Genomic DNA, 15,122 nt, shown 5'->3' with positions numbered 1-15,122 from the left:
CGAAGCTGAATCGGGTTTGACCAAAAGAGTGCTTACGGGCGCTCTTTTTGCATTTAAATGATAGTGAAGATTGAAGCCGATGTGAAAAAATGGCGATATGGATGGATAAATTCAACTATTCTATATAAATTTACGTTTTAAATAAATATTGCATCATATGAACCGGAAGGGTAAATTATATTTCCGTTATGGCACTATGGGGTCGGCTAAGACCGCGATGTTGTTGACGACCGCTTACAACTTTGAGGAGCGAAACATGACTTATGCGTGTCTTAAGCCCATTGTCGATACTCGTGATAAGGACAATGTGATACGGTCGCGCATAGGCATAGAGCGTAAGTGCCGATGGATATACCCTGATACCGACCTGTATATGATGGCGCAGGAGATGTTTGAGGAGACTATGACTGTTATAGACTGGTTTCTGATCGATGAGGCTCAGTTTCTATCGGCCGAGCAGGTCGATCAGTTGGCCAGAATTGTCGACGATTACGGTAGTAATGTGCTTTGCTACGGACTGCGTACCGATTTTCAGACTAAACTTTTTGAGGGTTCGAGGAGGCTTTTTGAGATTGCCGATACTATCGACGAGATTAAAAGTACTTGTACGTGCGGGCGCAAGACCATTGTCAATGCGCGCATTGATGCCTCAGGCGACTTTGTCGTGGAGGGCGACCAGCTTGAGATAGGCGGCGATGACCGTTATATAGCGGTGTGTCGCAAGTGCTGGCGCAATAAGCGTATCGAGCAGTCCACACGTCACTCGCTCCCGTTTATCGAATAAAAAGACGGCTTATGATTGGATTAAAAGGGTGTTTGCGTATACTGGCGTTGGCCTTGTCGTTAAATGTCGCTTCATCAGCTATGGCTGTTGTGGAACTGCCTGACGAGGACCTTAATTACGTGATACTTTATAAATGGGGTATCATAAACAAAGAAGCGGCCACGGCTGTATTGTCGCTCCGCAGCGATGCCGACAATTATTACGCTCAGCTTGCCGCCAAGACTGTACCGTGGGCCGACAAAGTCTTCATGGTGCGTGACACTCTGAAATCGGTCATGATGCGTCCGTCGTGTATGCCTACGGTATATAAAAAGATTACCCATGAAGGGGCTCAGTATAATTACGATGTGGTGACGTACCTGCGCAACGGCAACGAGGTAACAGGCGATGCTCTTCGCGAACGTTCCCGTAACGGGGGCCCGATTGTGAGGTCTGATACGGTATTGCATGCTACCGGGCTGACGGTCGACATGCTGTCGGTGTTCTATTACCTGCGCACTGTCGATTTTGTTGATATGAAGCCCGGTACAACGATGAACCTTAATGTGTTCTCGGGTCGAAACGTCGAGCAGCTTTGTGTGCGCTACTGCGGCATCGAGGATGTGAATCTGAACGGTCGCCGATGGCAGACCTACAGGCTGTCGTTTACATTTACAATGCGCGGTAAGACGACATCCGATGCCATGGACACATGGATAAGTACCGATGCCTCGCGCATACCCGTCAAGCTCGAGGGACAATTGCCGTTGGGCAAGGTCCACGCCTTTTTTACCGGAGCGACAAAAGTACAATAAGTATGCATAATCCGTTTGTCGCCGCAACCTCAACGACATAATGAAATTTAAGTATGGTTTATCTCGCAATAAATTCTTAACTTTGCGGTGGTTTTTTAATAATTTAACGAAATGGACCGTAAAGTCAGAGTAAGATTTGCTCCTTCTCCCACAGGACCCCTGCATATAGGCGGTGTAAGAACCGCTCTGTACAATTACCTATTTGCCCGCAAGCATGGCGGCGACATGATACTGCGCATTGAGGACACCGACTCCAATCGGTTTGTGCCCGGAGCCGAGGATTATATCAATGAGTCGCTCGCATGGCTCGGTATAAGGATTGACGAAGGTGTGCGCGAAGGTGGAGCTTACGGCCCTTACAAGCAAAGTGAACGTCGCGACATATACCGCGAGCATGTCAGGATGCTGCTTGACAGTGGCAGAGCGTATATAGCATTTGATACTCCTGCTGAACTTGACGCCAAGCGGTCGGAAGTGGCCAATTTCCAATATGACGCTTCTACGCGTATGGCGATGCGCAATTCTTTATCGCTTTCCGCTGACGAGGTGAAGAGTCTTATCGATAGCGGTACGCAATATGTGGTGCGTTTTAAAGTCGAGCCGGGGCGCGACGTCGTGGTCGACGATCTTCTGCGTGGAAAAGTCACTATAAACTCATCGATACTTGATGATAAGGTCATATATAAAAGCGCCGATGACCTGCCTACATATCACCTCGCCAATATAGTTGACGACCATCTGATGGAAGTGACTCATGTGATACGAGGCGAGGAGTGGCTGCCGTCGGCTCCGCTGCATGTGCTGCTTTACGAGGCTTTCGGATGGAGCGATACCGCTCCTAAGTTTGTGCATCTTCCGCTGTTGCTTAAGCCCGACGGCAAAGGCAAGCTGAGCAAGCGCGACGGCGATCGCCTCGGATTTCCCGTATTCCCGCTTGAGTGGCATCCCGAGGGCGGAGAGATTTCGTCGGGTTATCGTGAGTCGGGTTATCTGCCGGAAGCGGTTGTAAACTTCCTTGCTCTGCTCGGATGGAATCCGGGTGATGATACCGAGATTATGTCAATGGACCAACTGATAGATAAATTTGACTTTTCGCATTGTTCCAAGGCAGGAGCCAAGTTTGATTACGAAAAGGGCCGTTGGTTCAATCACGAATATCTGCAGATGTTGTCTGACGAAAGTCTTGCCCGGTTGTTTAAGCCGGTTCTGTGTCAGCATGGAGTGAATGCCGATGACTATAGCGACGAGTTTCTGGCTCATGTCGTGGGCCTTGTGAAAGGACGTATCTATTTCGTGAAAGACCTTTGGGAGCAGACCAAGTTCTTCTTTGTCGCGCCTGATGAATATAGCGCCAAGGACGTGAAAAAACGCTGGAATGAAGATACTCCCCGCATCATGGGCGAACTTATCGAAGTGCTTCTTGCGCTTCCTGACTTCGGCAGCAAGGCCGCCGAACCGGTTGTGCTTGACTGGATAGCTTCAAAAGGCTATCATCTCGGCAATGTCATGAATGCTTTCCGTCTTACTGTGGTCGGCGAATGCAAAGGCCCCCATATGTTTGATATAACCGAACTGCTCGGCAAGGACGAGACTGTGGCCCGCATAAAGAAAGGCGTCGAAAGAATCAAAATATAAATAGCCGCGATGAACCCGTTATATAACTTGGGAATGCGCGCTTTTGACGCCGGCATAAGTCTTGGCGCCCTTAAAAGCGAAAAGATAAAGAAACTGCGCATAGGGCAGAAGGAGGCTATTGACTATCTGCGTGGAAAAATACGGCCCGGCCAGCCTTATGTATGGATTCATGCCGCGTCGCTCGGTGAGTTTGAACAAGGACGTCCGCTTATTGAAAAGATACGCCGTGAAAATTCCGATGTAAGGATACTGCTTACTTTCTTCTCTCCGTCAGGCTACGAGGTGCGTAAAAATTTCAGCGAAGTCGATGCGGTGTGCTATCTGCCGCTTGATGTGAAGTCGCGCGTCAAAGAGTTTCTTGACGTAGTCAATCCGCGCATGGCTGTTTTTGTAAAGTACGAGTTCTGGGGCAATTATCTTCAGGAACTTAAACGGCGAGGTGTTCCCACTTATATAATTTCGTCGATATTTCGTCCTTCGCAGATCTTTTTCAAACCTTGGGGTGCTATGTTCCGCAATATGTTGCGGTGCTATACTCATGTGTATGTTCAGGACGAACGCTCGCGCCGGTTGCTTGCCGGAATAGGAGTGACCAATGTCACTGTGGCGGGCGATACACGCTTTGACCGTGTTACCGATATTATGCGTAGCTGTGTGGAGATACCTCAGGCTGCCGCTTTTGTCGAGAAGGCGCCGGTCACTATTATCGCCGGCAGTACATGGCCCCCTGACGAAGAGTACCTGATACCGTATTTTAACTCTCATCCTGAATTTAAGCTTATTATAGCTCCTCATGAAGTTGAGTCCAAGCGCCTTGATGCTATCGAGCGCAGTCTTACTCGCAAGTCATGTCGCTTGTCATCGGCCACTCTTGAGGAGGCTCGCGAGGCTGATTGTATGATAATAGACGGCTACGGCAAGCTGTCGAGTATTTACAGTTATGGCGATATAGCTTATGTCGGCGGCGGCTTCGGAGTCGGGATACATAACATAAACGAAGCCGCGGTATATGGCATGCCTGTGTTGTTCGGGCCCAACTATCATAAGTTCAAGGAGGCTTATGATCTTATAGAAGCCAAAGGCGCGTTTACGTTCAGCGACATTGTCCGGTTTGAAGGCATATTGTCACGATTGCTGACCGACAGTGAGTATCTGGCCGAGTGCGGAAATAACGCTTCCCGATACATAAAGGAAAATTTTGGCGCCACCGATGTCATATACGGCGATATAAAATCACTTCTTGACTCTCTTGCATAGGTTGCTCCTCAATCTGTGCTATAACAGCAGCTCGAGGTCGACGACGTCGAGTATTTGGCCGTGTTTGTAGCCGACTTCCTTAAAGCATGAGACTTTGGAGAAGCCGAGGCTTTCATGCATCTTTATGCTTGCTTCATTGTCGCCTGTTACGCAGGCTATGAGCGCATGATACCCCTTTATACGGCATTCGTCTATCAGGGCTTTCATGAGCCGGTGTCCTATGCCGCGTCGTTGCCACGTGTTGTCAATGTATATCGTTGTCTCCAACGTGCGCGAGTATGCGGCCCGCTCTTTCCACGGGTGCGCATAACAGTAGCCGACGGGTTTGCCGTTCTCTTCCCATACGAAGTACGGATATTTTTCCGATATGTCACATATCCGTTCCATCATGTCCTTTTCGGTCAGGCATTCTGTTTCAAACGATATCGTGGTCTCTGCTATGTAGCGGTTGTATATATCCGTTATGGCGGAGGCGTCGGTAAACTTGACTTTGCGTAACATAAAATTTTTACACCCTCTTAAATTTGAGGCAAAGGTAAAGTTTTTGTGAAATATATGTATTATATTTGTAGGAGAAAGTAACGCAGATGGAAAACTATATAGTATCGGCCCGAAAATACAGGCCGGCTACATTCAGCAGTGTGGTGGGGCAGAAGGCACTTACCACGACGCTAAAAAATTCTATAAGCAAGGACAGACTGGCACATGCCTATCTGTTCTGCGGCTCACGTGGGGTGGGAAAAACTTCTTGTGCACGCATATTTGCAAAGACTATAAACTGTGAGCATCGTACTCCCGACGGCGAGGCATGCAATGAGTGTGTGTCATGCCGTGAGTTCAACAAAGGCAACTCACTTAATATTGTTGAGCTTGATGCCGCGTCAAACAACGGTGTCGACTATATGCGTGAGCTTACCGAACAGGTACAGGTACCTCCTGTCAATGCACGTTACCGCGTGTTTATTGTCGATGAGGTGCACATGCTCTCGACGCAGGCGTTCAATGCATTTCTAAAGACATTGGAGGAGCCGCCTCATTATGTGATTTTTATACTCGCCACTACCGAGAAGCACAAGATTATACCTACCATACTGTCGCGGTGTCAGATATATGACTTCAACCGCATCACGATTCAGGACATGGTGGAGCACCTGCAGTATATAGCGGGTGAGGAGGGCATTTCGGCCGAGCCGGCAGCGCTCAATGTCATTGCGCGTAAAGCTGACGGAGCCATGCGCGATGCACTGTCCATATTTGATCAGGTGGCCGCATCGTCGATGGGTAATGTCACATACCGCTCTACTGTCGATAATCTTAACATACTTGACTATGAGTATTATGACCGTCTTGTCGAAGCCTTTCTGACCGCCGACGTGCCGGCGGCGCTTCTTATATACAAAGAGATACGCGACAAGGGCTTTGATTCGCAGTTTTTTATAAACGGGCTGGCAGCACATTTCCGTGATCTTATGGTGGCGAGCTCTCCATCGACTATAGTGCTGCTTGAGGCGAGCGACGAAGCCCGTACGGCTATGGCTTCCGTGGCCGCCAAGTGTACTCCGGCATTCTTGTATAAGGCTATGGACTTATGCAATGATGCCGACCTGAACTATCGCATGGCTTCCAACAAACAGCTCCTTGTCGAACTTACATTGATAAAGCTGTGCCAATTGCTCAGCCCCTCCCACGGTGAAAGCGGTGCAGGAGAGGGGCGGTTGCGTCCTATAGCAAAGGACAGCGCACCGCAGTCTGTCGTTCAGGCTCCGTCGCCGGCGCCAAAACAAGCCGCCGCTACACCGGTGGCATATGGTCCGGCTCCTGTAAAAGCCCCTGTGGCCGGAGCTCCCAAGGCTGATTATGTGCCGGCGCCCAAAACGGCTGACCGGCAACGTACCACAACATTGCGTACTCCCGGACTTTCGCTTAAATCATCGGCCAATCGCAATGACGGCGGCGAGGAGAGCATGACTGACAATAAGCCGCGTCGCTCGTCGGCCTTTACTGACGAGCAGTTGAAAGCGGCATGGGGCGCTATTATAGAAGCCCATCCTAAAGAACATCTGCTTATAAATGCCATGAGATTGGCGGTTCCCGTGCGGGTTGAGGCTACCCGGTTCGGAGTGACCGTCGAGAGCGAGGCTATACGTGACGCTATAGCGCAGTCGATAGACGTATTGCTGTCGGAGTTGCGTACGCGTCTTGACAATGATTATATAAATTTGGAAATTGTGCTTAACAAAGGCAAGGCTACGGTGACATCCTTGACCGACTCCGAAGTATTTGCGGTCATGAAGCAGCACCATCCTTACCTGAATACCTTGATTGAAGACCTTCACTTGACTCTGCAATAGTAATTATGACTGACATTAAGTGTTTGATTGATGCGATTAATGTGCGAAAATCGGTGCGCTCTTATTCCCGACGTCAGCTTGAGGAAGACATAGCCGATAGTGTTTTGAGGTTTGCTGCTTCGTTGGAGCAACCTATATCGGGATGTCGCGCGCGTGTTGAACTTGTTCATCATGACGGTAATGATGCTGATGGCGAGAAACTTGGCACTTACGGCGTAATCACCGGTTGCAACGACTATCTGGCGCTGATTTATGAAGAGAGCGATTATGCCGATGTCAATGCGGGCTGGTTTTTTGAAGAGGTGCTGTTATACTGTACCTCAATAGGATTGGCTACATGTTGGCTCGGCGGCACTTTTAAGAAATCTTCTTTTCTGAACAGGATAACGCTTGAGCCCGGAGAGGTGCTTGCCGCCGTTTCGCCGCTCGGTTATGCCGCCGACAAGCCTACGTTGCGTGACAGGCTTATGCGCATGGGTGTGCATGGCAACAGGCGTATTGACTTTGACCGGCTGTTTTTTTGCGGAGATGCGGAAGAGCGTGTAAATGACGGGAATGTTTACCGTAAAGCTCTTGAGAATATGCGCAAGGCTCCTTCTTCGCGCAATTCACAGCCGTGGCGGGCTGTTGTTGACGGCATGACAGTCAGGTTTTATCATATTGACGGCGCATCAGCTTTTATGATGCTTGATATGGGCATAGGACTGGCTCATTTCACGTTGACGTGCCGTGACGAAGGTTTGCTGGGAGCTATGATGGTTGAGGAGGATGTGCCGCTTCATGAAGGCTGGACATATCTTGCTTCTTGGCAGGGTTTCTGATGTTGCGCCGGCTTGGGAAAACTGTCATATAATCGGGCTTGCTTAAAGTGAAAAAAAACGATAAAATGTGAAATTATACATTATTATATATAACTTTTTCCTAATTTTGCCGAAAAATTTGAATTAACAGGATAAATGTTTAAGAATCTCGTCATAGTTGAGTCGCCTGCCAAGGCCAAGACCATAGAAAAATTTTTGGGTAAGGACTATAAAGTGATGTCGAGTTATGGGCACATACGCGACCTGAATAAGAAAAAATTCAGTATTGACATCGACCATGGTTTTGCCCCGATTTATGAGATACCCGACGATAAGAAACAGCTCGTTGCCGAACTTAAGAAAGCGGTAAAGAGTGCCGAGATCGTGTGGCTTGCTTCTGATGAGGACCGCGAGGGAGAGGCTATAGCTTGGCATCTTTGTGAGGTACTCGGTCTTGACCCGGCGACGACAAGGCGCATTGTGTTTCATGAGATAACAAAAAATGCTATTGAAGAGGCTATAAGCCATCCGCGTGCCATCGATCTTAACCGTGTCGATGCGCAGCAGGCTCGAAGAGTGCTCGACCGCATCGTGGGCTTCGAGTTGTCGCCTGTGTTGTGGAAAAAGATAAAGCCGGCATTATCGGCCGGACGTGTCCAGTCGGTGGCTGTGAGGCTTATCGTAGAGCGTGAAAACGAGATCAAGGCCTTCAGGAGCGAGAGCTATTATCGTGTTAACGCCACTTTCCTTGACAAGGGCGGCGCGCCCGTTAAGGCTGAACTTAGCCGCCGTATTTCCGATAAGGACTCGGCAGTGAAGTTACTTGATGACTGTGCTCATGCTTCGTTCAGTGTGAAGAGTGTGAATGTAAGGCCGGTTACCAAGTTGCCGGCTCCTCCGTTTACCACTTCCACTTTACAGCAGGAGGCGTCGCGCAAACTCGGATTTTCTGTTACGCAGACCATGATGGTGGCGCAGAAGCTATATGAGGCCGGTTATATAACTTATATGCGTACCGACTCGTTGAATCTGTCATCGCTTGCACTTGGTGCCATAGCATCGGAAATAACCGGAAAACTCGGCGAAAGATATCTTAAGACAAGACAATATCATACTCATTCAAAGGGCGCTCAGGAGGCCCATGAGGCTATAAGACCTACCGATATATCGTCGTCCTCTATTTCCGCCTCGATACAGGAGCAGCGGTTATACAGCCTTATATGGAAGCGTACCATAGCATCGCAGATGTCTGATGCCGAGATAGAAAAGACGACAGTCGAGATTCAACCGTCGACCCGTGACGAACACTTTACCGCTACTGGTGAGGTGATAAATTTCGACGGTTTCTTGAAGGTGTATATTGAGGGCAACGATGATGATGCCGACGAGACTGACGGCGATTTGCTGCCGGCTATGACCGCGGGCGATACTCTCGAAGCTTCGGCTGTGACCGCTACCGAACGCTTCACCCAGCAGCCTCCGCGTTATACTGAGGCGTCGCTTGTGAAGAAGATGGAGGAACTGGGCATAGGACGTCCGTCAACTTACGCGCCCACCATCTCGACTATACAAGCCCGTGATTATGTAGAGAAAGGCGAGAAAGAGGGCTCCGAACGCAAATATAATGTCATTTCGCTTGACGGAGGTAATATAACCGATAAAGTGAAGAAGGAGGTGGTGGGCTCCGAAAAAGGCAAGCTTATTCCCACTGATATAGGTGTGGTTGTAAATGATTTCCTTACCCGTTACTTCCCCTCGATTCTTGACTATGACTTCACCGCCCGTATGGAGGAGAAGTTTGATGATATAGCTGAAGGTAATCTGGCTTGGAACAAGGAGATAGCCATGTTCTACGAGCTGTTTCATCCTGATGTGGATTCTGCGTTGAACATGCGCCTCGAGCATAAGGTCGGAGAGCGTGTGCTTGGTGTTGACCCGCATGGTAAGCAGGTGAGTGTGAAGATTGGTCGCTACGGTCCTCTGGTCCAGATTGGCGACGGCGATGGTGACGAGAAGCCCCAGTTCGCCTCTTTGCTGAAAGGACAATCCGTCAGTACGATTACTCTTGAGGAAGCATTGAAACTGTTTGAGTTTCCGCGTAACCTCGGTACATATGAAGGCTCCGAAGTCACTGTTGCCATAGGCAAATACGGTCCGTATATAAAGCATGAAGGCAAGTTTGTGTCGATACCCAAGGATATGGCTCCCGCCGCTATAACTCTGGAGGAGGCGGAAGAGCTGATCAAGGCCAAACGCAGTGCCGAGAGCAAGCGTGTGGTCAAGACTTTTGACGAGGATCCCGAGGTGCAGATACTTAATGGTCCTTACGGTCCATATATATCATGCCGCAAGAGCAACTATAAGATACCGCGTACTGTGACTTCTCCCGAAGCCCTGACCATTGATGAATGCCGTAAAATAATGGAGGAGCAGAATGCCGCTCCTAAAAAGTCGGCGCGTAAATACACTAAAAAGAAATAGTAATGCGACCTAAGAATCCATATGCAAGCAAACCCGGTACTCAGCACACCGGATTCAAACCCGATGTGATTGAAATATACACGCCGCAGGCTGATTGCAGGCTGCTCGATTTCCTGTTTCAGTCCATGCCTCAGCGTAAACGTACCAATGTCAAGGAGCTGCTTAAACACAATCAGGTCGCTGTAAATGGCATACCGGTCACTCGGTTTGATACTCTGCTGACGCCTGCTGACGAGGTAAAGGTCAATCTGACGCGTGAATTCCGCTTGTTCTCCAATCGTAGGGTGAAGCTCATTTATGAAGATGATGACATAATAGTCATAGAGAAGGGGTATGGACTTCTGTCTATGGGCACCGACAAAGTAAAAGACGGTACGGCCTACTCTATAGTGCGTGAGCACGTAAAGTGGGAAAATCCGCGCAATAAGGTGTTTATCGTTCATAGGCTCGACCGTGATACATCAGGCCTTATGATGATGGCCAAAACAGAGGAGGCCAAGGACACCATGCAGCATAATTGGAACAATATGGTGCTTAACCGTACTTATGTGGCCGTGGTTGAAGGTATTGTAGAACAAGATAGCGGTGTTGTAAAAAGCTATCTTGCAGAAAATGCGCAGTATGAGGTGTATTCGACTGACGATCCTGAAAAAGGCGATCTTGCCGTGACTCGCTATAAAGTTATAAAGCGGGGCAAAGGACATACATTGCTTGAGGTCGAGCTTGATACCGGTCGTAAGAATCAGATAAGGGTTCATATGAAAGATCTTGGCCATCCTATAGCCGGTGACCGCAAGTACGGTGCACACTCTACAATCATACATCGTCTTGCCTTGCACGCCCTTACCCTGCGTTTCGTACATCCATCGACTCGACGCGATATGAATTTCTCTACTCTTGTACCCGGCTCTTTCTACAAACTCGTTGGCGGTAAATAATCTCCGATATAAATCCCACATGGAGTTTCGGAGGTCAAAACGGCGACAAACTGATGCAAAAAATCAGCGTTATAATACTTTGGATTTCAGCTGATAGATTTTAACAAACGAGATTTTCGCCTATTGGCGTTTAGTCCTAATCGGAGTATTTTTGTACCGCGATTGTACCACGCGAGAGGGGGGCGCACGGCACGACTTCCTTTCAGCAACGTGCAACAGCTTTCAAGAGCGTGCAACAAATATCTTCGATAATGGACCGTCAAATTAAACACAATTTAACAGATCAGCCCGGCTATGACCGGGGCATGACCGACAAGCCTTTCCTCACCATCGGGGAAGTGGCGGACATCCTGCAAGTGAGCAGCCGGACTGTGTATAATCTCATTTATAAAGGCACTCTCCGGGCTTGCAGGCTGACCTATCACAATCATCATCAGGGCGGATTTCTTTCTGATGATTATAGAGACAACTCATGTCCCCCGTTGAAAACAGATATGTCACTTCTTTCTCACAAGTTCAATAGCTTCTTTGCCAGTCAAGTGTTCAATGTCAAATCGGAGAACAAGCATGTGAGACAGACCTTTTTCTAACTCTTTGTGTAGTCCTGCATCATCGCCGGGATTATATCGGGCACCTAACAAAGAGGCTGCATACATTCTCTCGTCTTCTGATTCGATGATTTGGATTCTACCAAAAGCTATGACGCTTCGGAAATAAGTGGTAAACTCAGATGGATGAATATCATCGGCGGCAATGACACAGAATGACGCTTTGTTAGATTGTCTTATGGCATCTACCTTATGACCTGCTTTGGCACTATGAAAATATAGCTTGTCGTCAGAATAGACATAACTTATAGGAACGGCATAAGGATAACCGTTATCTCCAAGTAAGGCGAGTGTGCCGGATGTCCCAATTGACAATATGGCATCACATTCCGATTTTGTGAGTTGTTGGCGAAAACGTCGCATTTTACGAAATTCCATGGCTTATGATACAATTTTAAGTCCGATAATTGACGATATCAGCGTAAAGATGAAAAACAAACGCCAAAAGGTTGCCGGTTCGTGGAAAAAGAGGATGCCAACCAAAACTGTCCCAACAGCTCCAATACCAGTCCATACGGCGTATGCAGTGCCTATCGGCAGGCTTTGCGTGGCTTTTGCCAACAATCCCATACTTATAATTGTAAACACAAGGAATCCGGCAATCCAGCCCCACCATGCGAGACCTTCAACGGATTTTGCCCTTCCGAGGCAGTAAGTAAAGCCGACCTCGCAGAAGCCGGCTACAATTAGAATTATCCAATTCATAACTGAATCCGAACCTGTTTGAGGGCTGCAAGAATTCTCGGCGACTCCTTCTAAGGCATTGCAAAATTATAAAAAATCGGTGAGCTTCAGGCGCTTTTCTAAAAAAAATGACTTGAGGTCATTAGGATTCGTGGTTTAATCCTATCTCCATACGGTATCCCCCCCAAATGGTAAAAATTATTATTAATTGTTAAGAGTTGGTTAGATTTTTCATTCAGAATACACGCCTTTTCTAATCCTTTCACTCCCTCAAAACAACTTTTTCATATTCTCATTTCCCTAACGGATAGTTGTATCGTTATTTTCTTATATTGTTGATTTTCAAAGGCAAAAGCCATCTCATATAATCCACATGGAGTTTCGGAGGACAAAACGGCGACAAACTGATGAAAAAATCAGCAGAAGCGTTGTAATGCTTTGATTTTAAATGAATAGATTTAAAAACGAGAAATTAGCTTATTGGAGTTTATCCTAATCGGAGTATTCTTTCTTATGATTATAGAGACAACGTGGTTGGATTTATGTTTCAAGAATTACCCGTCAAATGCCTGTGAATATCTGACGGTACCATGTGGTAATTCGGGTTTAAACGGAAAGACCATATAGAATCGAGGAGGTACGTCAAATGGTGGAATTATTCCAAATGGCGATGCCGGAAGATAACCGCTCTTTGAATAATACTCAGGAGATCCGAGTACGACCGAGCAATAATAGTCACTTTCTGCTGCTTTTTTATGTCCGGCCTCTATTAGTGCACGGCCTATTCCATAGCCCTGAAAGTCAGGAAGCACTGCTAATGGAGCCAGTGCTATTGCTTTGGTAATCCCGATATTTATTCGTGAAAACATTGCATATCCCACGATATTTCCATTGACTTCAGCTATAAACGAAAGCTCGGGGATATATTCATTCGTGCAACGCAACCTATCAACGAGATTGTGCTCGTCACCGTCGGTATGTTCCGCCCCGGCAAACGCCGTTTTCACAACTGAACGGATTTTATCGAAATCAAATTCTCGTTCCGGTCTGATTAACAGAGTCTCAATCATAATCGATGCGTTCTATCTTAAAAATGACAGGGCGTGTTCCGTCATTACAACAGGTTATCATGGTGTTCTCGTTTTTCATCCATCCTCTCATTATTGACCCGCCTTGCAAACCGGTGTAGATATAACGTGATATGGCATCCCAAGCTTCCGTGCAGAACGGTTTTTTCGGACCTCCGGCAATCTCATCGGGCTTTCCGTCAGTTTTTACCAATGTATCAAGACCGCAATTCCAGTAATCATCACGCTCATCATCACGATAGAAGAAGAACTCATCCCCTTGGTTATAGACCGGGCATTTACCCGAACATGGATTGGCACAATACTGCTGCTGGTATTCAGGATATAGTTTGGTGTCAAGCACCGTTACTTTAACTTTATGTTTCATAACATATAAGCAGTTTCTGATATTGACTGTAAAGTTAATTAGAATTGTCCGATATTCAGTAATCTAATAATATGAAGATTATCCATAACACACTGTACTTATGACGTGCACTTTGCGATTTTGACATCATTCTCTCTTGTCATCGTCAAATGATAAATATTTATCAGATGTTAATATTGGGTTGAGTCTTTCATCACGAACACACGCTGTTCTGTTCCTTTCACTACTTCAAAGCAGTTTTTATCGTCAAGCCAGATGTCAAACCGACTGTCGGTCTTTTCAAAGCACTCGCCATCGAAATTATCTATCAGAACATCCAGAAGGATGGCGCGGAACTGTTCCTCTGGTTTCAGAGGCAAAGATAACATATATACTCCTGAAAACTCGCCTTACCAACCGGAGAAATCCGCTGCCCCCTTAGTCCCAGCCATCTACAAAATTGTGGGGTATAAAAAACGGTCGACATAAGTCGACCGTTTTGTGACTCCTACAGGATTCAAACCTGTAACCTTCTGATCCGTAGTCAGATGCTCTATTCAGTTGAGCTAAGGAGCCTTTAAAACTCTCTATTTCATTGTGACTCCTACAGGATTCAAACCTGTAACCTTCTGATCCGTAGTCAGATGCTCTATTCAGTTGAGCTAAGGAGCCTTTTTGCTCGTTTGCGGTTGCAAAGTTAAGTAACATTTTTCAATTAAACAAGGTTTAGTCTAAAAAAAATAATTTATTGAATTTTTTCGTTCTAAAATTTTGGTATTAAAAATATAATGCCTACCTTTGCAACGCAATCGCGAAAATGAGGTTGCCCACTGCGAAAATAGCTCAGTTGGTAGAGCACAACCTTGCCAAGGTTGGGGTCGCGGGTTCGAGTCCCGTTTTTCGCTCAGAGTACTTAAACATACTTATCAAGCCGATTTTTGATATTTAATGCGAAAATAGCTCAGTTGGTAGAGCACAACCTTGCCAAGGTTGGGGTCGCGGGTTCGAGTCCCGTTTTTCGCTCTAAGCATAGGCTTGATATTTGTCCGGGTGGTGGAATTGGTAGACACGCTACTTTGAGGGGGTAGTGGCCGTTCGGCTGTGTGAGTTCGAATCTCATCTCGGACACTCTTGAAAATCCCAAGTAATTGAAATTCAATTATTTGGGATTTTTCTTTTATATTTCTGTCAACCATATGTCAACCAAAATCAGGGCACATGGTAATAAAGGGTCAGCGGATTTTCCCGGTGGGCGACGTGGATGTATCGTGGTATAGTATTACCTTTGCATCATGAAATCGGAAAAACTGCTTCGAGCCATCCTGCCGGAGGTACTCATAGATAATTTTGAAGTCG

General features: G+C 47.1%; 16 protein-coding genes and 5 tRNA genes. 12 read left to right on the top strand and 9 right to left on the bottom strand.

Annotated elements, in window-relative coordinates:
• Nucleotides 1-157 precede the first annotated feature (157 nt).
• The 4 genes from FW767_RS10680 (at nt 158) to FW767_RS10665 (ending at nt 4,470) form a co-directional block, all read left to right on the top strand.
• Nucleotides 158-784: a thymidine kinase gene (locus tag FW767_RS10680; RefSeq protein WP_121699991.1), complete on the top strand. Its 627-nt coding sequence runs from the start codon at nt 158-160 to the stop codon at nt 782-784.
• Nucleotides 785-795: 11 nt separating this feature from the next.
• Nucleotides 796-1,578 (top strand): DUF3108 domain-containing protein, encoded by a 783-nt coding sequence (locus FW767_RS10675; RefSeq protein ID WP_121699990.1) that lies wholly within the window; start codon nt 796-798, stop codon nt 1,576-1,578.
• 111 nt (nt 1,579-1,689) lie between these two features.
• The gene (gene gltX, locus FW767_RS10670; protein WP_121699989.1) at nt 1,690-3,213 is read left to right on the top strand and encodes a glutamate--tRNA ligase; all 1,524 of its coding nucleotides are present in this window, start codon (nt 1,690-1,692) and stop codon (nt 3,211-3,213) included.
• 9 nt (nt 3,214-3,222) lie between these two features.
• Nucleotides 3,223-4,470: a 3-deoxy-D-manno-octulosonic acid transferase gene (locus FW767_RS10665; protein ID WP_121699988.1), complete on the top strand. Its 1,248-nt coding sequence runs from the start codon at nt 3,223-3,225 to the stop codon at nt 4,468-4,470.
• 18 nt (nt 4,471-4,488) lie between these two features.
• Here FW767_RS10665 and FW767_RS10660 read toward each other — a convergent pair whose 3' ends face one another.
• Nucleotides 4,489-4,971 carry a GNAT family N-acetyltransferase gene (locus tag FW767_RS10660; protein WP_121699987.1) on the bottom strand — a complete coding sequence of 161 codons (483 nt, stop codon included), beginning with the start codon at nt 4,969-4,971 and terminating at the stop codon, nt 4,489-4,491.
• A gap of 86 nt (nt 4,972-5,057) precedes the next feature.
• On the opposite strand from FW767_RS10660, the gene FW767_RS10655 reads away from it, so the two are divergent.
• The 4 genes from FW767_RS10655 (at nt 5,058) to FW767_RS10640 (ending at nt 11,040) form a co-directional block, all read left to right on the top strand.
• A complete protein-coding gene (locus FW767_RS10655) occupies nt 5,058-6,821 on the top strand; it encodes a DNA polymerase III subunit gamma/tau (protein WP_121699986.1) in 1,764 nt (587 codons plus the stop codon).
• 5 nt (nt 6,822-6,826) lie between these two features.
• On the top strand, nt 6,827-7,642 hold the full coding sequence (locus FW767_RS10650) for a nitroreductase family protein (protein ID WP_121699985.1): 816 nt from the start codon (nt 6,827-6,829) through the stop codon (nt 7,640-7,642).
• Nucleotides 7,643-7,777: 135 nt separating this feature from the next.
• A complete protein-coding gene (gene topA, locus FW767_RS10645; protein ID WP_121699984.1) occupies nt 7,778-10,102 on the top strand; it encodes a type I DNA topoisomerase in 2,325 nt (774 codons plus the stop codon).
• A 2-nt stretch (nt 10,103-10,104) separates the two neighbouring features.
• Nucleotides 10,105-11,040 carry an RluA family pseudouridine synthase gene (locus tag FW767_RS10640; protein ID WP_121699983.1) on the top strand — a complete coding sequence of 312 codons (936 nt, stop codon included), beginning with the start codon at nt 10,105-10,107 and terminating at the stop codon, nt 11,038-11,040.
• Between the two features lie 275 nt (nt 11,041-11,315).
• Here FW767_RS10640 and FW767_RS13345 read toward each other — a convergent pair whose 3' ends face one another.
• Nucleotides 11,316-11,474, bottom strand: coding sequence for a hypothetical protein (locus FW767_RS13345; RefSeq protein WP_235898107.1), 159 nt, complete (start codon nt 11,472-11,474; stop codon nt 11,316-11,318).
• Here FW767_RS13345 and FW767_RS13480 point away from each other — a divergent pair.
• On the top strand, nt 11,397-11,630 hold the full coding sequence (locus FW767_RS13480) for a hypothetical protein (protein ID WP_394349345.1): 234 nt from the start codon (nt 11,397-11,399) through the stop codon (nt 11,628-11,630). The two genes, FW767_RS13345 and FW767_RS13480, sit on opposite strands and share 78 nt — an antisense overlap.
• On the opposite strand, the gene FW767_RS10630 is transcribed toward FW767_RS13480, so the two are convergent.
• From FW767_RS10630 to FW767_RS10600, 7 genes are all read right to left on the bottom strand, one after another.
• A complete protein-coding gene (locus FW767_RS10630; protein ID WP_121699982.1) occupies nt 11,538-12,026 on the bottom strand; it encodes a pyridoxamine 5'-phosphate oxidase family protein in 489 nt (162 codons plus the stop codon). The two genes, FW767_RS13480 and FW767_RS10630, sit on opposite strands and share 93 nt — an antisense overlap.
• A gap of 3 nt (nt 12,027-12,029) precedes the next feature.
• Nucleotides 12,030-12,353, bottom strand: a complete 324-nt coding sequence (locus tag FW767_RS10625; protein ID WP_121699981.1) for a DMT family transporter — start codon at nt 12,351-12,353, stop codon at nt 12,030-12,032.
• Nucleotides 12,354-12,886: 533 nt separating this feature from the next.
• Nucleotides 12,887-13,402 carry a GNAT family N-acetyltransferase gene (locus FW767_RS10620; RefSeq protein WP_121699980.1) on the bottom strand — a complete coding sequence of 172 codons (516 nt, stop codon included), beginning with the start codon at nt 13,400-13,402 and terminating at the stop codon, nt 12,887-12,889.
• Entirely contained in the window at nt 13,395-13,787 is a 393-nt protein-coding gene (locus FW767_RS10615) for a TIGR04076 family protein (RefSeq protein ID WP_121699979.1), read from the bottom strand. The genes FW767_RS10620 and FW767_RS10615 overlap by 8 nt, the downstream gene beginning before the upstream one ends.
• Nucleotides 13,788-13,957: 170 nt before the next feature.
• The gene (locus FW767_RS10610) at nt 13,958-14,146 is read right to left on the bottom strand and encodes a hypothetical protein (RefSeq protein WP_147438806.1); all 189 of its coding nucleotides are present in this window, start codon (nt 14,144-14,146) and stop codon (nt 13,958-13,960) included.
• Between the two features lie 122 nt (nt 14,147-14,268).
• Nucleotides 14,269-14,342, bottom strand: a tRNA-Arg gene (locus tag FW767_RS10605).
• Nucleotides 14,343-14,364: 22 nt separating this feature from the next.
• Nucleotides 14,365-14,438: transfer RNA gene (locus tag FW767_RS10600), tRNA-Arg, on the bottom strand.
• Between the two features lie 160 nt (nt 14,439-14,598).
• Here FW767_RS10600 and FW767_RS10595 point away from each other — a divergent pair.
• The 3 genes from FW767_RS10595 to FW767_RS10585 all read left to right on the top strand — a co-directional run bounded on the left by FW767_RS10595 (nt 14,599) and on the right by FW767_RS10585 (nt 14,894).
• Nucleotides 14,599-14,671 (top strand) — tRNA-Gly (locus FW767_RS10595).
• A gap of 45 nt (nt 14,672-14,716) precedes the next feature.
• A tRNA-Gly gene (locus FW767_RS10590) sits at nt 14,717-14,789 on the top strand.
• A gap of 21 nt (nt 14,790-14,810) precedes the next feature.
• Nucleotides 14,811-14,894 (top strand) — tRNA-Leu (locus FW767_RS10585).
• Nucleotides 14,895-15,122: the final 228 nt, after the last annotated feature.

It is taken from the genome of Heminiphilus faecis (genome assembly GCF_008728965.1).
Taxonomy (GTDB): Bacteria; Bacteroidota; Bacteroidia; order Bacteroidales; family Muribaculaceae; genus Muribaculum; species Muribaculum faecis.
The sequence above is the reverse complement of the archived record's forward strand: the minus strand, read 5'-3'. Positions and strand labels throughout refer to the sequence as shown.